We start from the raw sequence: 18,653 nt of genomic DNA, 5'->3' as shown, positions 1-18,653 counted from the left end.
AATAAAAATGGCAAAAGCCTATTGGGTTGCCACCTACCGCGCGATCAAGAGCCCCGACGCCATGGCGGCCTACGCCAAGCTGTCGCGTCCGGCCATCGAGGCCGCCGGTGGACGCGTGCTCGCGCGCGGGATGCCGGTTGCGGCCTACGAGCACGGCCTGATGGAACGCGTCGTTCTCATCGAGTTCGATAGCGTCGAGCGCGCCAGGGCGGCGTATGAAAGTCCCGCCTACAAGGCCGCTCACGACCTGCTCGGAGACGGCGCCGACCGCGACATCCGGATCGTCGAAGCCGCCGAATAGCGGCATCGACAGGCGGATCGTGTGCTTCGTGTGGCGGTCCCGTGCCGTGAGCGCGGCAGATGAAACTCGCGATCACGAAATGCATTTTTCCGGAACATTCGTGCGCAACACCCGTTCGGGAATTTGAGCCAGGCGACACAGGCGCAGGGAACGCCCGTTTTGGCTCAACTCACTGAAACCCGGCACGACAGAAACGGAGCAGCGCATGAAGCTCACATCCGAACAGGTGAAGCAGACCGTCAACCAACTCGGCGCCCAGGTGCTGCCCGACGAACATCCCGCCATGCCGCAGCTCAACAGCATGTTCGGCGAACACACCTTCTTCGTCGACGAAACGGGCCTGAAGGTGCTCGAGCCGACGCCGTCGGTCGGCGCTGAGCGCCAGACCGGCGAAGTCGTCAGCCTCGCCAACTGGAGCGATGCCGACCTCACGCGCCTGATGGCCCATGAGCCGGAGCCGACGGGTGTGATCGTCGTGTTCGAGCATGTGAGGCATTGATTGGCCCGAGCGGATCGGCCTTCATCGGTGGCGGGTCTGAAAATCCCGCCACCTTCCATGGCTGGTTTGGAGCCGCGCCGCGGACAAGGATCTCGCGTTCGCGGAGGGCCTTTCCAGCCTGGTTCAAAGACCGAAAGTCAGCTGCGGCTCCGCATCGTCGCCGTCCTGGAGGGCAGACAGCGACACCCCCAGCAGCCTGACGCGCTTGGGTAGCGGTATCTCGGCTTCGAGCAAGCCGCAGGCCAGCCGCCCCAGATCGTCCCGGCCTGCAACCGGCGCCGTGACGGACCTGCTGCGCGTGATGATCTCGAAGTCGGCGAATTTGATCTTCAGGGTGACGGTCCGGCCGCGGTTGCCGGTCGTCTCGCAATGGCGCCAGACCTTGTCGACAAGCGGCTTGAGCTCGGCGGCCAGCGCGCCGTATTCGTCGAGGTCGGTCGAGAACGTCGTCTCCGCGCCGATCGACTTGCGGATCCGGTTGGCCCGGACCGGTCGCTCGTCGACGCCGCGTGAGATCCAGTAGTAATAGGCGCCCGACTTGCCGAAATTCGCATTCATGAACTCCAGCGTCTGGTTGCGGATGTCGAGGCCGGTGAACAGGCCGAGCGCGTTCATCTTCGCGCTGGTCGCCGGGCCTATCCCGTGGAACTTGCCGACGGGCAGCGTCTCGACGAAGGCGGGTCCCATCTCCGGCGAGATCACGAACTGACCGTTGGGCTTGCGATGATCGGAGGCGAGCTTTGCAAGAAATTTGTTGTAGGAGATGCCCGCCGAAGCGTTGAGGCCGGTCTCGGCCTTGATCTTCTCACGGATCCGCAAGGCGACGTCCCGCGCCAGCGGGATGCCTTGCAAATTCTCCGTCACGTCGAGATAGGCCTCGTCGAGCGACAATGGCTCGATGATTGGCGTGTGCTCGGCAAAGATGTCGCGGATCTGCTTGGAGATCGCCTTGTAGACCTCGAAGCGCGGCCTGACGAAGATCAGGTCGGGACATTGCCGCTTCGCGGTCACCGACGGCATCGCGGAGCGAACACCGAACTTGCGGGCCTCGTAGCTCGCGGCCGCGACGACGCCGCGTTCCGCGGAGCCGCCGACGGCGACCGGCTTGCCGCGCAGCTCCGGATTGTCGCGCTGCTCCACGGACGCATAGAAGGCATCCATGTCGATATGGATGATCTTGCGGACGGGCGTGGCCTCGCCAGTCACCGTGCCGGATTCGCTCATGGAACGATGATACAATTGCCCGAAGAGAAGCGCGAGGTGATGGATGCTTCAGTTGTTGGTCTTCGTCGTCGGTGTGGTCGGCATCGGCTGGCTGATCGGCGCGACCAATCTTCCGGGAGAGTGGTATGCGGCCCTTGCCAAGCCGGGTTTCGTGCCGCCGAACTGGGCGTTCCCGGTGGCGTGGACTATCCTTTACATCATGATCGCGGTTGCGGGCTGGCGGACTTTTCGCCGTGAGCCGCCGGGTCGAGCGATGCAGGTCTGGGCCGCGCAACTGGCCCTCAATTTCGTCTGGTCTCCGGTGATGTTCACGATGCACCAGATCGGAGCCGCGCTCGTCATACTCATTTGCCTGTTCGTCGCGATCGTGACCTACATCAGTCTCGAGACGTCACGGGACAGGCTGGCCGCCGCGTTGTTCATACCTTATGCAGCCTGGGTCGCCTTTGCCGGCCTGCTCAATGCGGCCATCTGGCGCTTGAATTGAGGCGATTTGTCCAAGGTTCATCAAAGAGCAATCTCAGGCTCGTGAGTGGCGAGCCTAGGCACGCGTTCCTATATAGGAGCGCGGAGGACAGCCAATGCAATACAGCTCCGAGCTCATTCAGACCATGCGCCAGGCCCTCGAGACCGTGATGGCGAGCGTACCGGCCGATCAGTCGGTGTTCGGTCTGAAAGCCGCTGTCGCCGAATGCATTTTGAAGGCTGCCGCGCACGGTCATACGTCGTATGACGCCCTGGTGACGTCCGCCTCCGATCAGATCCAGTCGATCATCTCGATGCTGACGTGAGGGAGGCAGGCGGCAGATCCGGAGTTCATGCCGACGGAGGCGCCCATAGGAACTCAGGACGAATGCCCTGCTGGATGAGGTCCGTGCCAAGCGACTGAAGTGTGAACATGGCGCCGATGCTGGGTCTTGTACCGCTTGTCCAGCACGTTTGAAGGCCGATCAAGAGCTGCGACAGGGCCTGATTGAACGCAAGCGACGGACTCGGTGTGACGGTCGATTGCTGAAAATCGAACCAGGTCGGAAACGGGATTGGTGCTCCCGTAAAGCTCCAATGGCCAGCCGCATCCTGCACCAGCGTTTTCTCGGTGTAGATTTCCTTGAAGACATAATAGTGGGCGAATGTTGCATTGCCGGTTGGGGGTTGGTTAGGAGAGCCTTCCGTACCTTCACCTTCGGCCTTGATCAGCAGGATCGCCGCCTGCGCATCGGCGATGCTCTTGATCGGCGTTGCTTCCCCCGAATTGACCGCGAAAGCGCTGGCATTGATCGCGGGATTGACTGTGGTGAAACCCTCGGCGATCGCATCGTAGAAATCACCAATCGTCGCAGGTCCCGTTCTTGCGGCGAGCGCAACCGGTGGAAATTCCGGATACTCGATCTGCATGAAGACCTGAACTTGATCTGGCGTAAGCGGCTTCAGATCAACGGGCAATTTTTGCAGAATTTCTCCGGGCAGGACATTGGTCGGGTAGCTCGGAATGAAGGTCGCATTGGCAATGGATGGCACGCCGCCGATCGCGGTCAGCATGTTGCCTGCCAGGGCAAAGTGATACATCTCTTGCACCACAATGTCCTGAATCATACCGCCGACACCGCCCGGGTCGCTGTTGATCGACCATTGCGCGCAAAGATAAGGCGGGATGGTGGAGAACTCCAATTGCATCGCGGTCTGGAGTGCGTCTTTCAGGTCGGAAAGCGTCGTAATGCGATCCTCGACGAACTGGGCGATGGTTTTCATCTGAAGCACCCCTCCCGACTCGGTTGATTGCGAAGCCCTGTTCCTGGCGCCGCCACTGGATCGACGTCGTCAAGCAGGTTCCGTGTTGGCTCATTGCTTGCGGGACGAGCGCTCCTGGGGTGATTCAGTCCGACAATAACCGGATATCGGTCTGCGACATCACGCCTACAATCGGACCTGCCCCGATGATCGCGACCAGAAACGTGCCGCGATCGGGCTCATTTTCCGCAACCCATGAACAATAGTACAATTTAAGGGTGCAATCAATTGCGCCGTTGGTCAGAGATTTGTGACCGCTTTTCCATTCGACGTGCTTAGCCGGACGCGCGCGCGACGTTGCGAAGGCCAGATTGCGAGCCGCAACATTTGATGGATGGTGCCGTCACAGCGTCAAAAGCCGGCACACAGTCTCGGTCCGGCACACAGTCTCGGTAAAGAGTAGGGAGACTGGCGCACCCGACACGATTCGAACGTGTGACCTTTGCCTTCGGAGGGCAACGCTCTATCCAGCTGAGCTACGGGTGCTAGTCGAGGTTCATTTAGCCGATTGGCGGGGGGTGGGCAACCTCCGCTTTGCCCGTGCCCGGACGCCCGGCATCGCCCAATTCCTGGTCTTATGCTTCGCTCTTCAATCCCGGAGGGCGGCCGGTCCCGAGATCTCGCCGGAATCGGTCACGAACATCAACGGGCCCGTCTCCGAGGTGGCGAACACGGCCGCGGTGAGCGGGCCGCCAAAGCAGGCGCCGGTATCCAGATTCAACCGGTTGGCTCGCAGATCAGGTGTCCCGGACCGGACCGGCGTATGACCATGGACAACGAAAAGCCCGTGGTCGTGATCCGACGACAGGAAGGGTTCCCGGATCCACAGCAAGTCTCGCTCGGATTGTGACGCCAGCGGCACGTCCGGCCGTAGTCCAGCATGGACGAACAGCCGCCCATGCTCGATTTTCGTCAGCTGAAGCGCGCGTATCCAGTCGAGATGCTCGCTCGGCAGATCGGCGGGATCGTCGATCCCGTAGCTGTCGAGCGTCTGCTCGCCGCCGTTGCCCCACCAATTCATGAGGTCGCGGTCGGTGCGCTCCATGTCGGCCGCGCGAAGCAGCATCTCCTCATGGTTGCCCCGCAGACAGACGAAGGGGCGGTCCTGCTTCCCTTCGCTGCCGACGAGAAAATCCATCACCTCGCGGCTTTGGGGTCCCCGGTCGATATAGTCTCCGACAAGCACAAACTGCGCGCTCCGCTCGCCGCGAAGCTCCTCGCACGCGGCGAGCAGCGACGTCAGCTTGTCAAAGCAGCCGTGGATGTCGCCGATCGCGAAGGTGAGTTCTTCGTGCTCGGGAAGATGCAAAGCCAGGTTTCTCCCGCGTGCCAACTTAGATGGTGAGACCCTTTGTCGTGCCTTTGAGCCTGATCCGCTCCGGACCCACGCCCACCTTCGCGAGCGATTCAATCACTCTGTCGCTCAGCGCCTTGCCGTCCTTGTCCTTGCGATCGCGTTGAACCGCGGTGAAATCATACACGAGCAGCCCGACATTGGCGCTGCTCACGTTGAGCTTGGCCCCGTCCGCAACAGCGCGGATCGCCGCAGCCACATTGCGATGTCCGTTGCTCCATTTCGCCATGCCGGCCAGATTATTCGCAACGCATCGATAGCTGTCTTCGATCTCCGTCTTGTGAAGGTCGATCACCTTCTGATAGTCCGCGATCTGACCGACAATATCGCCGTTCTCCAGCTCGGGGTTGCTGAACGTCTTGGCCTCCCAGAACACTAGATCCACGCTGGTCGCCGTCGTTTCGAAGTTCGCCAGGTCCATGCGGGGGAGGTTCCGCTTGATGCCGGGGACGCCGGATGCGTTGATCGCAATCTCGACGTCGACGACGGAGAGATTGGACGTCGCGATCTCGTGGACGCCTTCCTTCTCCTGTCCGGAATAGGGCGATGCGGCCCTTTTGAGCTTCGCCAGCGTCTCTGCGCCTTCGTAGTCGCGCGTCAGCATTCTTGGCTCGGCGTTGCCGAAGGCGAACTTCCCCTCGACCAGCGAGACCTGATCCTTCAAGTCCGGATTCAGCAGATATTTCTCGTGCGTCGAGGCGGTCACCTTCCCGCCCTTGAATGACACTTTGAAGATGGATTGCCCCTGCCAGTAGACGTTCAGGTACTCGTCCCGAATGCCGATGATGAGTGTGGGATCGGCGAGAACGTCTTTCCACCAGCCATCCTGCTGGGCGAGTGTCTCGAGTGCCTTGCGAAAGTCGTCGCCCCGGATTCCGCGTCTGAAGCTCATCTCATACCTCCCACCATTCGCCATCGCTGCGTCGCGTGACGTTGTCAAAATATCTGGAGAAACTGTCGCCTTCGAATGTGTGAACGGGCACGAGCCTGTCCGGCTGTATTGCGTTCGCGAGCCGCTTGAGATCCAGGATGCTGGCGTGGCCCGAGGTGTGGATGATCTCGATGGGAACGCCGCGTGTCGCGAGATCCGCCTTCAGTCTGGCGCCAGGACCGTCCTTCAGATATCCGTCCCATTGCGACCAGATCGCTCTGGTGCCGGGCCAGAGATTTGCGGTCTCCACGTCGTCGGCCATCGCCGGGCGAAACAGCATCACGGTGCGATCGGCGATCTCGGTGATGCGCTCGCGGTAGATCCGTGCGGATTTGTAGGGATCCAGCAGGTCGAAGCGCTTTTTCCTTGCGATCTGCCGCCGTTGATATTCCGGCACATAGACCGACAAATTGGGCCAGCCGGCGTTCGGCAAGCGCTCGTTGCCAGTGGCCCGCAATATCTCCATCGCATAGAGGTCCAGCAGCAGCGTCCGGCCGCTGCGCTTGCAGGCGCGATAGATACTGACGATGCGATCGATGTTCTGCGCGGACGCCGAGAGGATGACGAAGCCTGGCTGCTCAAAACTCTCGGTCAGCCTCGCCTCGATGTCGTCCTCCGTCGGGAATTGCGTGTGCTCGTCGAGACGGCCGAGGCTCGACCCCTCCATCAGCATCGTGTCGATACCGCGGGGCGGATGGCTCACCAATCGCTCGAACAGACCGCCCTTGCGACCGTGCGCACGGATGTCGCCGCTGTAGAACAGACGCCGGCCGGCAGCCTGGATCAGCAGCGCATAGGCATCATAGGCCGAGTGATCGACAAGATAGGGCGTGATGCTGAACGGGCCGATCTGGAAGGTTCTGCGATCGTTCAGCTCGAATGAAACATTGGGCACGAAGGCGTTGGGCACGAAAGGAGCTGCCGCACACATGATGCGCGCGGTCGCAGCGCCCATGGCGAGGGGGACATTGGGTCTGCACAGGGGGAGCAAACCCCAATGATCGCCGTGTCCGTGCGACAGGACAACCGCACGCAGGGTTGGATCTTCGACGCGAAGCCCGGCCACAGGCGGGAGAAGATCGTCGGACGCGCCGTCGGCATCCAGCGGAAGGCCAAGGTCGAGCAGGATTCGCTCGCCCGCGGCCTCGAGCTCGATGCAGGTGCCACCAATTTGCTGCGTTCCGCGGTGGACACGTCCGCGAAACGAACCGGCTGCTTCGGTCATCAGCGGTTGGTCTTGGCGGCCGAGCCGGGTTCGGCCGTGACTCGCGACCAGGCGATGGCGTTTTTGGCGGAGGGGAGGGCACTGCGAGATGGGCGGGGAAATTTCAAAGCGAATACGGCTCCAGGCAACGACATATCTATATTCAAACGAGCGCCCGAGAAATTGCGGCTTTTCGAGAAGAAAATGTCCGTGTTGTTCCGGCGCAACATCACCTGCTGGTGAGGCCGAACGCAATAGAACCTTCGGTGGGATGAACGTCAGCCCCGGCTGGACCGGCGATTGGCGGCGACTTGAATCCCGGGCGAGCCGCGATCGGCGTGCGCGAATTCGGCAAGCAGGCGTTCGGAGCAGATGACGCGGTTGCGGCCGAGCCGTTTTGCCGCATAGAGCGCCTCGTCGGCCGCACCCAGCAGCCGGTCGGGGCTGCCGTCGGCCTCAGTGGGAATATGGCTTGCGACGCCGACGCTGAGGGTGACGTGGTCGCCGGCGTCAACAGCTCCATGAGCGATCCGCAAGGCCATGACGGCACGGCGGATCTCCTCGGCGATGGCGCAGGCGGCATCGCAATCCACGTCGGGCAGGATCAGCGCGAACTCTTCTCCGCCATAGCGGCTGGCGAGGTCGAGCGGGCGCACGGCATGGCGGCTGACGACATCAGCGACCGCGCGCAGGCATTCGTCGCCGCTCTGGTGGCCGTGCCGGTCGTTGAACAGCTTGAAATGATCGACGTCGACGAACAGCAGCGCCATCGGCTTCTGCGTCCGCTGGGCGCGGGCCCATTCGCTCATCAGCATCTGGTCGAAGGCGCGCCGGTTCGACAGGCCGGTCAGCCCGTCCTTGGTGGCGAGCTCCTTAAGCGCCATCTCGGCGCGCTTCTGATCGGTGAGGTCGCGCAGCGTCTCCACCACGGCGATCAGCTGGCCGGCCTCGTCGTGGATCGGGCCAGCGTCGATCGCGAGATAGAGCTGGCTGCCGAGCTTGGGCATCACGCACCAGTTCTCCGCGGAAAAGCCGAGCCCGTTGTGGCCGCGTGCGGCATATTCCGAATAAAACTCCGGCAGCTGCTCGGGACGGTCGAGCGCGACCAGGTCGGCGAGGCAGGGGCGCCGGGTCTCGTAGAAGGCCTGCCAGTGTTTCGTCGTGCCGATCACCTCCGCGGCGGGGACGCCGGTCAGCCGCTCGCAGGCTCTGTTCCAGATCACGACGCGGCGCTTGGGGTCGATCACGAAGGTCGGCACCACCAGATGCTGCATCAGCCGCACGGCATAGGAATCCGCGACGTCGACGCCTTTCGCTGACGTTTTCCTCGGCTTCGCCATCTCAGGCCACCGCCGCCACCGGCGCGGCATCGTTCGGACCGAACAGCTTTCGCACCTCGGCGGCCGGCTTCGGTTTGCTGAACAGATAACCCTGCATCTCCGTGCAGCCGAGCGCGCGCAGCATCTCGCGCTGCGCCTCGGTCTCGACGCCCTCGGCGACGGTGGTCATGTGGCTCGCCGCGGCGATGTTCACCACCGCCTGCACGATCACTGGCGCGCCGCTGGTCTCCGCGATGTCGGCGACGAAGCAGCGGTCGATCTTGATCTTGTCGAACGGGAAGCGCTTCAGATAGCTCAGCGAGGAATAGCCGGTGCCGAAATCGTCGAGCGCGATGCGCACGCCGATGGACCGGAGCTGGTGCAGGATCGAGAGCGCGGCCTCGTCGTCGCGGATCAGCACGGCCTCGGTGATTTCGAGCTCGAGCCGGGAGGGAGAGAGCCCGGAGGCGGCGAGTGCGCCGGCAATCCGCAGCGCCAGCGTGTCGCATTTGAGCTGCACCGGCGAGACGTTGACCGCAATCCGCACATGCGCCGGCCAGGTCGCGGCCTCGTTGCAGGCCATGCGCAGCACCCAGTCGCCGAGCTCGTTGATCAGGCCGGTATCCTCGGCAATCGGAATGAACTCCGCCGGCGACACCCAGCCGCGTTCGGGATGCCGCCAGCGCAGCAGCGCCTCGCAGCCCGACACGTCGTTGGTGCTCAGGTCGACCAGCGGCTGGTAGTGGATCTCGAAGCCGCCATTCACCAGCGCCTGGCGCAGATCCTGCTCCATGGTCAGGCGCGCCTTGGCGCTCGCATCCATCTCCGGCTCGAAGAAGCGATGGGTGCGGCGTCCTTCGGCCTTGGCGCCGTACATCGCAAGATCGGCGTGCTTGATGAGCTGGTCGAGATCGGTCCCGTCCTGCGGCGCCAGCGCGATGCCGATGCTGGCGTCGGTGGAGAGCTGATGGCCGAGGCAGTGATAGGGCTGGCGGATCGCCTCGTAGATCCGCGTCACGAACGATAGCACGTCCGCAGAGGACTGGATTCCGGTCTGGATCACGGCGAATTCGTCGCCGCCGAGCCGCGCGATCAGGTCGCTCTTCTTGAGGCAGCCGCGCAGCCGGGTCGCGATCGCCTTCAGCAGCTCGTCGCCGACGTGATGGCCGAGCGAATCGTTGATGCCCTTGAATTCGTCGACGTCGATATAGAGCAGCGCGAACTGTTCGCCGCCGGCGACCTTCGCCAGCTCGCGCTCGATCTGTTCGCGGAACAGCGTGCGGTTCGGCAGGTCGGTCAGCGCATCGTAATGCGCCATATGCGCGATCTTCTCGTGGGCGCGCCGCCGCTCGGTGACATCCTCGACGACGCTGATGAGGTAGCGCGGCTCGCCGGACTTGTCGCGAATGCCGATCCGGGTCGAGGTGATGTAGCGCGGTCCCTTGGTCTGGCTCTGCCAGGTGTGCTCGTCCTTGAACAATCCCCCGGGCGCCTGCAGCGCCTTGCTGTCGTCGTCGTTGACGATCCTGGCGGCGGCCTCCGGATACATGTCGAAAGGAGTCTTGCCGACGATGACGTCACCCGACTGGCCGAACTGCTCCTCGGCGGTCCGGTTGACCAGCAGATATTGCCGCGTCAGGGCATCCTTCACCGTGATCTGCGAGGGGATGTGATCGATGATCTCGCGCAGGAACATGTAGTTGCGGTCGCGCTCCTGCTCCAGATTGCGCCGCTCGGTGATTTCCTCGATCGTGGCGACCCATCCGCCCTGCGCCAGCGGGGTGTTGATGACCTGGAAGGCGCGGCCGTTGGGCAGTTCGTGGATCCTGCTGGAGACCTTGCCCTCGGCGACGACCCGCATCACATCGGTGCAAAACGTCTCGACGTCGCCGCCGAACGTGCCACGCTCCTTGCGATGCTGCATCGCCTCGCGGATGTGACAGCCGGGCTTGATGATGTCGTCGGACAGGCCGAACATCTCGGAGTAGCGGCGGTTGCAGGTGACGATAAATCCGGCGGCGTCGTACAGGATCAGCCCTTGCGACATGTTGTTCAGGGCGGTGTCGAGCCGGAGCCGTTCCGCTTCGATCCGCTCCTGGGCTTCCCGGTTCTGCCGGCTGATCTGGCGGATGATCAGGAAGAGGATCAATGCGATCACGATCGCCGAAAGCGTTGCCGTGGTGACCATGAAGCCGGTCTGCTGACGCCAGTCGGCCAGCGCGGCGCTCGTGGTGTTGGTCGCGACGATGACCAGCGGGAAATGCGACAGCGAGGCCCCCGAGCCGAGGCGGTCCTCGCCGTCGATCGGACCCTTGACGCGCAGCGTGTGCCGGCCGCCCTCGGCCAGCATCTTGCGCATCAGCGGCGCGTCCTTGAAATTCCTGCCGATCAGCTCTTCGACATGTGGATAGCGCGCCAGCATCTTGCCTTCGCGATCGAACAGCGAGATCGCCGTACCCTCGGCAAGCGCGACAGAAGCGAAATACTGCCGGTAGCTGTCCGGATCGATCCGCCGGACCATGGCGCCGAGGAAGGTGCTGCCGTCCGCGCCGCTCAGCCGCCGCGCGACGATCGTGGTCCATTTGCCGATGATGAAGCTGCGGACGGATTCCAGGATGACCGATTCGGCCATCGGATCGGATTTGAACGTCTGGAAATAGGCGCGCGAGGAGACGTTGATCTTGGGCAGCGGCTCGGCCCGCGACCAGTTGATCAGCTCGCCGTCGGCATCGTAGATCGCGATGTCGCCGAGATAGGAGACGGAGCTGATCTTGCTCCGCAGCATCTGATTCGTCGCGAGCCCGGACATGCGCTCGCGGAACATCGCCGGCGAGGTGATCTCCGGCAGGTTCATCTGCCCGATCAGGTCGGCGGCGACGACGTCGGAATCCTGGAATTGCTGATCGAAGTGCCGTGCGATCAGCTGCACCGTGTTTTCCAGCTCGCGCTCGCGGTTGGCCAGGGTGCGCTCGCGGAATTCGCCGACGGCCATGGCGGTCACGGCGAAGATCCCGGCGACCAGCAACACGCCGCACAGGGTCAGCCAGAGGACAGGACCACGCCGCGCCAAGGCCGCCCAGCCGTTGGTCGCGGCTGATGACATTCCGGCTGTCACCGTGGAAAAGACCTGGCGCATTCCCCCTCCCTGGAAGGACAGGAATACACCGCACAAATGGCGCAAACCTTAGGAAAGCCAGTTACCTAAGCATTAATCCGGTTGTGCAGCCGCGCCCGTATGCAGTGGGGCGGGAATCACGTCGCGGTTGTGCCGTGCCCATCACAACCGCTGCGCTGCATCATTAACCGCAGCTTAATGCGAAGCGCCCGCGCTCTTGTCGCGGCCGGCGTTGCGCAGACGTCCGACGACGCCGGTCGGGAAGAAGTAGACGCTGGCGATGAACAGCAGCCCGAGCCACAGCAGCCAGCGATCGGGATGCAGCAGCCCCGGCAGCAACGGCAGGCCGGCTTCGCTCGCCGCCTTGGAGGCGACGCCCATCAGCGATTGCAGATAGTTCTGGGCGAGGATGAAGATGGTGGCGCCGATGATCGCGCCGTAGATCGTGCCCATGCCGCCGATCACCACCATCAACAGAATGTCCAGCATGATCGAGAAGCTGAGCGAGGTGTCGGGACCGGCATAGCGCAGCCACAGCGCGTTCAAAATGCCGGCGCTGGCGGCGACCAGCGCGGCGAGGCAGTTGGCGTAGGTCAGGTGGAAGACGGTGCGAAAGCCGAGCGCCTCGGCGCGAAAGCGGTTCTCGCGGATCGCCTGGAGCACGCGTCCGAACGGCGAGTTCACGACACGCAACAGAGCGAGGATCATCAGGGCTGAGACGGCGAACACCAGGTAGAAGGTGAGGATGCGGCCGTTGATCTCGAATCCGAACAGGTTCTTGGAGATCAGCACCGTGCCGGGCCGCAGCAATTCCGGCAGCTGGAAGCTGCGCCCGTCCTCGCCGCCCGTCAGCCAGGAGAGCTGCGAAGCCAGCACCTGGAAGGCGGAGGCGACCGCGAGCGTGATCATGGCAAAGAAGATCGCGGCCACCCGCAGCGAGAACAGGCCGATCGCGAGCGCGAGCAGCGCCGCGAGCGGCAGGCCGACGACGATGCCGGTCGCGACCGCGGCCCAGTTCGGGCCCATCCCGTACAGCGCGATCGCGATGGCGTAGCTGCCGATGCCGTAGAACATGGTGTGGGCGAACGACACCGAGCCGGTATAGCCGAGCAGGAGGTCGTAGGAGGCGACCAGCGCGGCGAAGACGCAGATCTTGGCCGCGACGTTCAGCGCCTTGGCACCCGGGAACAGGAACGGCGTCGCCGCCAGCGCCAGGATGATGACGATGAGGAGGAGCGTGAGCACGCGGCTCTTCGGCGGATCGCCTGACAGGAGCATCATCGGCTGGTCACCGCATAGAGGCCGCGCGGCCGCCACATCAGAATGGCGACCATCAGCAGGATGTTGGAGACGAGGGCGAGTTTCGGCACCAGGAAGCCGCCGTAATTGGCCACCATCGCGACCAGGATGGCGCCGATGAAGCAGCCGCCGATCGAGCCGAGGCCGCCGATGATGACGACGATGAAAATCAAGACGGTGAGGTCGTCGCTCATGGAGGCGTGGACCTGCTCGCGATACAGCGCCCACATCACGCCGCCGAGGCCGGCGAGCGCCGATCCCGTCATGAACACGCCGAGGAACAGGCGGCGGATGCGATAGCCGAGCGCCTCGACCATCTCGCGGTTCTCGACGCCGGCGCGGATCAGCAGGCCGAGCTTGGTGCGGTTGAGCACGAGCTGGATCGCGATGAAGACCGCGAGGCCGACGAGCATCGCCAGCACACGGTATTTGGCGATCGCGACGTCGCCGAGGATGAAGGAGCCTCGCAGCGAGGTCGGCAAGGGTGTCGGGATGATCTGCGGTCCCCACAGCGCATAGAGCGTCTGCTCGGCGACGATCAGGCCGCCCGTCGTCATCAGGATCTGCTTCAGGTGCTGGCCGTAGACGGGCAGGATCAGCACGCGCTCGACGACCAGGCCGAGCGCGCCGGACACCGCCATCGACAGCAGCGCTGCCGGCGCCAGCACCGCGAGGTTCGTCCACAGCGAATCCGCCTGCATCGAGGCCGCGAACGGCGCCAGCACGAGGGTTGCCACATAGGCGCCGACGGCGATGAAGGCGCCGTGGCCGAAATTGAGCACGTCCATCAGGCCGAACACCAGCGTCAGCCCCGAAGCCATGATGAAGATCATCATGCCCATGGCGAGACTCGCGGCGGTCAGCGTCAGCCAGGTGCTGGGTGACCCCACCAGGGGAATCATCGCAAGCGCCAGTGCGACCGGCAGCAGGATCGGCGCGAGATCGCGCTTCGGCTTCGGCAGTGGATCATTTGCGGCGAGTTCAGTCACTGATGCGCCTCCAGGCTCAGGCCGAGCAGCCGCTCCTGCAGCGGCACGTCGGCGGCGAGCGCCGCCATCTCGCCGCGATGGACGATGGTGCCGTTGTCCATGACCAGCACGTTGTCGCCGAGCTCGCGGGCGGCAAAGAAATTCTGTTCGACCATCAGGATCGTCGCGCCCTTGCGCTCGATCTCCTTCAGGCACTCGATCAGTGCCATGACGATCGCGGGCGCCAGCCCCTTGGTCGGCTCGTCGATCAGCAGCAGCTTGCGCGGCTCGACGATGGCGCGCGCGATCGACAACATCTGCTTCTGTCCGCCCGAGAGGCTTCCCGCGCGCGACAGCCAGAACCGGCGCAGCGCGGGGAAGAAGCCGAAGATCCAGTCGAGCTGGGTATCGTCGAGCGGCCCGTCGCGCGCCGCCAGCACCAGGTTTTCCTTCACCGTGAGGTCGGAAAACACCGCCATGCTCTCCGGCACGTAGCCGACGCCGAGCCGCGCGATGTCGGGCGTGGCGCGGCTCTCGATGCGCTCGCCTGCGAGCGTGATTTCGCCGCTGGAGGCCTGCCACAGGCCCATCACGGTGCGCAGCGTCGTGGTCTTGCCGGCGCCGTTGCGGCCGAGCAGCATGGTGGTCTGGCCCTGCGGTACCGCGAGGTCGATGCCCTGGAGGATGTGGTAGCGGCCGATATGCGTGTGCACGCCGGAGAGTTTGAGCAGATCTGTCATGCGGCACTCTTTGGAGCAACGCCGAGATAGGCTTCCTGCACGATCGGTGAGGCGATCACCTCGGCCGGCGGACCGTCGGCGACAAGTTGTCCGTTGTGCAGCACGATGATGCGGTCGGCGAGCGAGCGCACCACGTCCATCTTGTGCTCGACGAGGAGGATGATCTTGCTCTTGTCCTGCTTGAGCTGGGCGATCAGGTTCAGCACGACCGGCACCTCGTCGATGCTCATGCCCGCGGTCGGCTCGTCGAACATGAACACTTTGGGTTCGAGCGCGATCATCAGCGCGACCTCGAGCTTGCGCTGGTCGCCATGCGACAGCGCAGTGGCGGCGACGCCGCGGCGATTGCCGAGTGCGACCTGGTCGAGGATGGCATCGGCGCGGGCGATCAGGTCGCGGCGGACCATCCAGGGCCGCAGCATGTCGTAATGGGTGCCGCTGGCCGCCTGCACCGCGAGGCGGACGTTCTCTTCCACGGTGAGATTCGGAAACAGGTTGGTGAGCTGGAAGGCGCGGCCAAGGCCCGCGCGGGTGCGCAGCGGCGCGGAATGTTGGGTGATGTCGGTGCCGTCGAATAGGATGCTGCCGTGTGAAGCGCGCAGCTGGCCCGAGATCAGGTTGAAATAGGTGGTCTTGCCGGCGCCGTTCGGCCCGACGATGGCGGTGAGCTCGCCGGGGCGGAACGTGCAGGTGACGTTGTTGACCGCGACATGGCCGCCGAAGCGGATGGTGAGGTCGCGCGTCTCTAGCGTCAGGGCCATGAGGATAACTCTGGAATAGGGAAGGATCCTCTCCCCGCACGGGCGGGGAGAGGGGATTCGATATCAGCGCTTGTTGCGGACCGGAACGTCCATGTCCTCGATCTTCAGCTCGCGTACCGGCTCGAGCACGGCCCAGGCGACGTTCGGATCGACCTTGACCTTGAAGTGATACATGCTCTGCAGCGCCTGATGGTCCTCCTTGCGGAACACCATCTTGCCCTTCGGCGTGTCGAACTCCAGGCCTTCCATCGCCGTGATCAGCTTCTCGGTGTCGGTCGACTTCGCCTTGGTGACGGCGGCGACGACGGACATCGCGGCGGCGAAACCGCCCGCGGTGAAGAAGTCCGGCGGCGCGTTGAAGCGCTTCTGGTGCTCGGCGACCAGCCAGTCGTTCACCGGGTTCTTCGGGATGTCGTAGTAGTAATAGGTCGCGCCTTCCATGCCGGGCAGGCCCTTATACGCCGCGAGCGCCGGCAGGATGTTGCCGCCGGTCGAGAGCTCGATGCCGTAGCGCTTCGGGTCCATGTCCTGCAGCTTGGCCAGCGGATTGCCGGCGCCGGCCCAGATCACCCAGATCACCTTGCGGCCGGGCTTGTCCTTGAGAGCGTCGAACAGGCGCTGGCCGACCGCGGTGAAGTCGGTGGTGTTGGTCGGGGCGTATTCTTCCGCGGCGAGCGTCGCGCCGGTCTTGGCGAGCGCCTCCTTGAAGGCGGCGACGCCGTCGCGGCCGAAGGCATAGTCCTGCGCCAGCGTGGCCACGGTGACGCCCTGCTTGCCGATCGCGACCGCGTTCGAGATTGCGTCCTGCGACGAGTTGCGCGCGGTGCGGAAGATGTAGCGATTCCACTTCTCGCCGGTAATCTGATCCGCGACGGCGGGCTCGACGATCAGGATCTTCTTGTTCTCCTCGGCGACGGGGAGGATGGCGAGCGCCGCGGCCGACGAGGTCGTGCCGATCGCGATGTCGGCCTTGTCGTCCTGATAGGCTTCCGCGAGCGCGGCTTTCGACAGGTCGGGCTTGCCCTGGTCGTCCTTGGTGATGACGACGATCTTGCGGCCGTCGAGCATCATGGTGCCCTTGGTGGCGTATTCAAAACCCATCTGCAGGCCGGTTTCGGTCTGCTTGGCATAGGCTTCGAGCGGGCCGGTCTTGCCGTAGATCAGCGCGACCTTGAGGTCGTCGGCCTGCGCGGAGGTGTTCGCGGCCAGGCCGAGGATGGCTGCCGTGAGAATGAGCGATCGACGCACGATGATTTCCTCCTTGAATGAACTGCCTTGATCACAGCGATTTGCACAAGTGTGCATACATTGCAATTCCACCTTCCGGCGGAGCTTGCACGAGGCTCATGTGACAGTCTCTTGACGTGCGCGTGCCGGATCGTCGCAGGCCGCGATGAGTTCGCGTTAACGATCCCCTGGCTTCACATCAGCCCATGCGTTTCCTCAGGCCGCCTCAGAGCAAGCCCTGCGCCAGATCCGGAGTTTTGCGCGGGAATGCCTGAAATTGCGGCGGATCGCGCGCGAATGCCACAGGCGAGTGCCGATATGGCGGTGTCAGGAGTCCGAGACTCCGGACACGTGCCGTCTCGAAAGTCAGACAGGCGGCGATCCCGACGCCAGTCCGAACTTGGCGAGCTTCTTGTAGAACGTCGCGCGCGAGATGCGCAGCATCCGCGCGGCTTCCGAGATCTGGCCGTTGCTGGCGGCGAGCGCATGTTCGAGCGTCTGCTTCTCGAACTCCGCCTCGGCTTCGGCATAGGGGACGACCGAGCCGGTCATCTGCGGCGCCGGTCCAGGGCCGGCCTCCGCGCTGACCGGCAGGATGTGAACGAAATCATCGCCGGTCAGGCGCCCGGAATCGCTCAGGATCAGTGCGCGTTCCAGAATGTTGCGGAGCTCGCGGACGTTGCCGGGCCAGTCGTAGCGCGCGAGCGCCGACAATCCGCTCGGCGTGATCCTGGCATTGAGGAAATCGCCGGAGGCGCTGATGTCCTCGATCAGCCGCGCACAGATGTCGGGCAGATCGTCGAGGCATTTTCTCAGAGGGGGCAGGTCGATCGAGAGCACGTTGAGGCGGTAGTAGAGATCGGCGCGGAAGGCGCCGTCGCTGACGCGCTTGCGCAAATCCACATTGGTCGCGGCAATGACGCGCACGTCGACCTTGCTGATCTTGTCCGAGCCGAGCGGCTCGATCTCGCGCTCCTGCAGCACGCGCAACAGCTTGGCCTGCAATTGCAGCGGCATCTCGCCGATCTCGTCGAGGAACAGCGTGCCGCCATCGGCGATCCGGAACTTGCCCTCGCGCCCCCTGCGGTCGGCGCCGGTATAGGCGCCCGGAGCAGTGCCGAAGAATTCGGACTCGATCAGCGTTTCCGGGATCGCCGCGACATTGACGCTGACGAACGGTTTTTCCGCGCGCGAGGACGCATTGTGGATCGCCTGCGCCAGCAGCTCCTTGCCGGTGCCGGTCTCGCCGGTGAGCAGCACGGTCACGCTCTGCCGCGCCGCGCGTTTGGCGAACTCCTTGGCCTGCGCGATCGCCGCTGTCGTGCCGACGAAATCGGCAAGGGTGAAGCGCGCCGCGCGGGCGTTGGACAATTGCCGCCGCGCCAGCCGCAGATCGCTCTCGAGCTGGGTGACGCGGGCAAGCAGCGGCTTGAGACTCTCGAGGTGGTCGTAGAGCACGAACCCGATCGCGCCGATGACGTTGCGGTCCTCGTCCTCGATCGGCATGCGCGTCACCACGAGCTGTTCGCCGCCGAGCTCCATGATGTCGAGCAGGATCGGCTCGCCGCTCTCGGCGACGTTCCGCATCAGGCTGTTCGGGATGATCTCCTCGATCGGCCGGCCGATCGCTTCGGTGGTCTGCTTGAGGCCCAGCGACGCCAGATATTTCTCGTTGACGTAGATCACCCGCCCGCCGCGATCGATCGCGATCGCGCCCTCGCACAGATGCTCCAGCCGCTCGAACAGCGTCACCATCGCCCGCGCGCGGACATAGGCGGGATCGCTGACGTCGGGGGAGGAGGGCATGGCGTACCTCAGGGAAGTCCGCCCGTGTATTAGCAAAAGGGCAGTAATTTCAAAGGGGGAAATGGGTGTTGCGGATGCGAGCCGCCCCCACCGCTGTCATGCCCCGGCTTGACCGGG

The 18,653-nt window shown here is 63.9% G+C and carries 18 protein-coding genes and 1 tRNA gene; 5 read left to right on the top strand and 14 right to left on the bottom strand.

Translation table 11 applies throughout. The features are described 5' to 3' along the window. Positions 1-7 precede the first annotated feature (7 nt). Positions 8-301 (top strand): DUF1330 domain-containing protein, encoded by a 294-nt coding sequence (locus AC0L3X_RS16515; RefSeq protein ID WP_028151136.1) that lies wholly within the window; start codon positions 8-10, stop codon positions 299-301. Positions 302-506: 205 nt separating this feature from the next. Further along, a complete protein-coding gene (locus tag AC0L3X_RS16510) occupies positions 507-800 on the top strand; it encodes a hypothetical protein (protein WP_063980077.1) in 294 nt (97 codons plus the stop codon). Between the two features lie 123 nt (positions 801-923). Here AC0L3X_RS16510 and dinB read toward each other — a convergent pair whose 3' ends face one another. Beyond that, positions 924-2,024, bottom strand: coding sequence for a DNA polymerase IV (gene dinB, locus AC0L3X_RS16505; RefSeq protein ID WP_063980076.1), 1,101 nt, complete (start codon positions 2,022-2,024; stop codon positions 924-926). A 43-nt stretch (positions 2,025-2,067) separates the two neighbouring features. On the opposite strand from dinB, the gene AC0L3X_RS16500 reads away from it, so the two are divergent. Together AC0L3X_RS16500 and AC0L3X_RS16495 are read left to right on the top strand one after the other, a co-directional pair. Further along, positions 2,068-2,511, top strand: coding sequence for a TspO/MBR family protein (locus tag AC0L3X_RS16500; RefSeq protein WP_084794905.1), 444 nt, complete (start codon positions 2,068-2,070; stop codon positions 2,509-2,511). A 94-nt stretch (positions 2,512-2,605) separates the two neighbouring features. Further along, positions 2,606-2,815: a hypothetical protein gene (locus AC0L3X_RS16495; protein ID WP_014491045.1), complete on the top strand. Its 210-nt coding sequence runs from the start codon at positions 2,606-2,608 to the stop codon at positions 2,813-2,815. Between the two features lie 25 nt (positions 2,816-2,840). On the opposite strand, the gene AC0L3X_RS16490 is transcribed toward AC0L3X_RS16495, so the two are convergent. From AC0L3X_RS16490 to AC0L3X_RS16470, 5 genes are all read right to left on the bottom strand, one after another. Continuing rightward, a complete protein-coding gene (locus AC0L3X_RS16490; RefSeq protein WP_063980075.1) occupies positions 2,841-3,773 on the bottom strand; it encodes a ferritin-like domain-containing protein in 933 nt (310 codons plus the stop codon). Positions 3,774-4,221: 448 nt separating this feature from the next. Beyond that, positions 4,222-4,298 (bottom strand) — tRNA-Arg (locus tag AC0L3X_RS16485). Positions 4,299-4,401: 103 nt separating this feature from the next. Then, positions 4,402-5,121, bottom strand: coding sequence for a metallophosphoesterase family protein (locus tag AC0L3X_RS16480; protein WP_063980074.1), 720 nt, complete (start codon positions 5,119-5,121; stop codon positions 4,402-4,404). Between the two features lie 25 nt (positions 5,122-5,146). After that, positions 5,147-6,058: a hypothetical protein gene (locus AC0L3X_RS16475; protein ID WP_283017878.1), complete on the bottom strand. Its 912-nt coding sequence runs from the start codon at positions 6,056-6,058 to the stop codon at positions 5,147-5,149. A 1-nt stretch (position 6,059) separates the two neighbouring features. Continuing rightward, the gene (locus AC0L3X_RS16470) at positions 6,060-7,202 is read right to left on the bottom strand and encodes an MBL fold metallo-hydrolase (RefSeq protein WP_231145446.1); all 1,143 of its coding nucleotides are present in this window, start codon (positions 7,200-7,202) and stop codon (positions 6,060-6,062) included. On the opposite strand from AC0L3X_RS16470, the gene AC0L3X_RS16465 reads away from it, so the two are divergent. After that, positions 7,095-7,544 (top strand): hypothetical protein, encoded by a 450-nt coding sequence (locus tag AC0L3X_RS16465; RefSeq protein ID WP_231145501.1) that lies wholly within the window; start codon positions 7,095-7,097, stop codon positions 7,542-7,544. The two genes, AC0L3X_RS16470 and AC0L3X_RS16465, sit on opposite strands and share 108 nt — an antisense overlap. A gap of 35 nt (positions 7,545-7,579) precedes the next feature. Here AC0L3X_RS16465 and AC0L3X_RS16460 read toward each other — a convergent pair whose 3' ends face one another. The 8 genes from AC0L3X_RS16460 to AC0L3X_RS16425 form a co-directional block, all read right to left on the bottom strand. Next, positions 7,580-8,641 carry a sensor domain-containing diguanylate cyclase gene (locus AC0L3X_RS16460; RefSeq protein WP_063980070.1) on the bottom strand — a complete coding sequence of 354 codons (1,062 nt, stop codon included), beginning with the start codon at positions 8,639-8,641 and terminating at the stop codon, positions 7,580-7,582. 1 nt (position 8,642) lies between these two features. Beyond that, positions 8,643-11,756, bottom strand: a complete 3,114-nt coding sequence (locus AC0L3X_RS16455; protein WP_063980069.1) for a bifunctional diguanylate cyclase/phosphodiesterase — start codon at positions 11,754-11,756, stop codon at positions 8,643-8,645. 174 nt (positions 11,757-11,930) lie between these two features. Next, positions 11,931-13,016 (bottom strand): branched-chain amino acid ABC transporter permease, encoded by a 1,086-nt coding sequence (locus AC0L3X_RS16450; protein WP_028149341.1) that lies wholly within the window; start codon positions 13,014-13,016, stop codon positions 11,931-11,933. Further along, positions 13,013-14,023 (bottom strand): branched-chain amino acid ABC transporter permease, encoded by a 1,011-nt coding sequence (locus AC0L3X_RS16445; protein ID WP_063980068.1) that lies wholly within the window; start codon positions 14,021-14,023, stop codon positions 13,013-13,015. Before AC0L3X_RS16445 ends, AC0L3X_RS16450 begins: the two co-directional genes overlap by 4 nt. After that, positions 14,020-14,742 carry an ABC transporter ATP-binding protein gene (locus AC0L3X_RS16440; RefSeq protein ID WP_063980067.1) on the bottom strand — a complete coding sequence of 241 codons (723 nt, stop codon included), beginning with the start codon at positions 14,740-14,742 and terminating at the stop codon, positions 14,020-14,022. Before AC0L3X_RS16440 ends, AC0L3X_RS16445 begins: the two co-directional genes overlap by 4 nt. Beyond that, the gene (locus AC0L3X_RS16435; RefSeq protein WP_028155337.1) at positions 14,739-15,503 is read right to left on the bottom strand and encodes an ABC transporter ATP-binding protein; all 765 of its coding nucleotides are present in this window, start codon (positions 15,501-15,503) and stop codon (positions 14,739-14,741) included. Before AC0L3X_RS16435 ends, AC0L3X_RS16440 begins: the two co-directional genes overlap by 4 nt. Before the next feature lie 63 nt (positions 15,504-15,566). Beyond that, positions 15,567-16,751 (bottom strand): substrate-binding domain-containing protein, encoded by a 1,185-nt coding sequence (locus AC0L3X_RS16430; protein ID WP_063985950.1) that lies wholly within the window; start codon positions 16,749-16,751, stop codon positions 15,567-15,569. A gap of 345 nt (positions 16,752-17,096) precedes the next feature. Further along, on the bottom strand, positions 17,097-18,536 hold the full coding sequence (locus tag AC0L3X_RS16425) for a sigma-54 interaction domain-containing protein (RefSeq protein WP_063980066.1): 1,440 nt from the start codon (positions 18,534-18,536) through the stop codon (positions 17,097-17,099). Positions 18,537-18,653 lie beyond the last annotated feature (117 nt).

It is taken from the genome of Bradyrhizobium sp. MI1.7 (assembly GCF_055811795.1).
This window is presented reverse-complemented; position numbering and strand designations above follow the sequence as displayed.

Coding starts and splice junctions, on each gene's coding strand:
- AC0L3X_RS16490 (WP_063980075.1), bottom strand. CDS start 3,773: ATGAAAACCATCGCCCAGTTCGTCGAGGATCGCATTACGACGCTTTCC.
- AC0L3X_RS16455 (WP_063980069.1), bottom strand. CDS start 11,756: ATGCGCCAGGTCTTTTCCACGGTGACAGCCGGAATGTCATCAGCCGCG.
- AC0L3X_RS16510 (WP_063980077.1), top strand. CDS start 507: ATGAAGCTCACATCCGAACAGGTGAAGCAGACCGTCAACCAACTCGGC.
- AC0L3X_RS16425 (WP_063980066.1), bottom strand. CDS start 18,536: ATGCCCTCCTCCCCCGACGTCAGCGATCCCGCCTATGTCCGCGCGCGG.
- AC0L3X_RS16500 (WP_084794905.1), top strand. CDS start 2,068: ATGCTTCAGTTGTTGGTCTTCGTCGTCGGTGTGGTCGGCATCGGCTGG.
- AC0L3X_RS16435 (WP_028155337.1), bottom strand. CDS start 15,503: ATGGCCCTGACGCTAGAGACGCGCGACCTCACCATCCGCTTCGGCGGC.
- AC0L3X_RS16495 (WP_014491045.1), top strand. CDS start 2,606: ATGCAATACAGCTCCGAGCTCATTCAGACCATGCGCCAGGCCCTCGAG.
- AC0L3X_RS16515 (WP_028151136.1), top strand. CDS start 8: ATGGCAAAAGCCTATTGGGTTGCCACCTACCGCGCGATCAAGAGCCCC.
- dinB (WP_063980076.1), bottom strand. CDS start 2,024: ATGAGCGAATCCGGCACGGTGACTGGCGAGGCCACGCCCGTCCGCAAG.
- AC0L3X_RS16450 (WP_028149341.1), bottom strand. CDS start 13,016: ATGATGCTCCTGTCAGGCGATCCGCCGAAGAGCCGCGTGCTCACGCTC.
- AC0L3X_RS16440 (WP_063980067.1), bottom strand. CDS start 14,742: ATGACAGATCTGCTCAAACTCTCCGGCGTGCACACGCATATCGGCCGC.
- AC0L3X_RS16465 (WP_231145501.1), top strand. CDS start 7,095: ATGATCGCCGTGTCCGTGCGACAGGACAACCGCACGCAGGGTTGGATC.
- AC0L3X_RS16460 (WP_063980070.1), bottom strand. CDS start 8,641: ATGGCGAAGCCGAGGAAAACGTCAGCGAAAGGCGTCGACGTCGCGGAT.
- AC0L3X_RS16475 (WP_283017878.1), bottom strand. CDS start 6,058: ATGAGCTTCAGACGCGGAATCCGGGGCGACGACTTTCGCAAGGCACTC.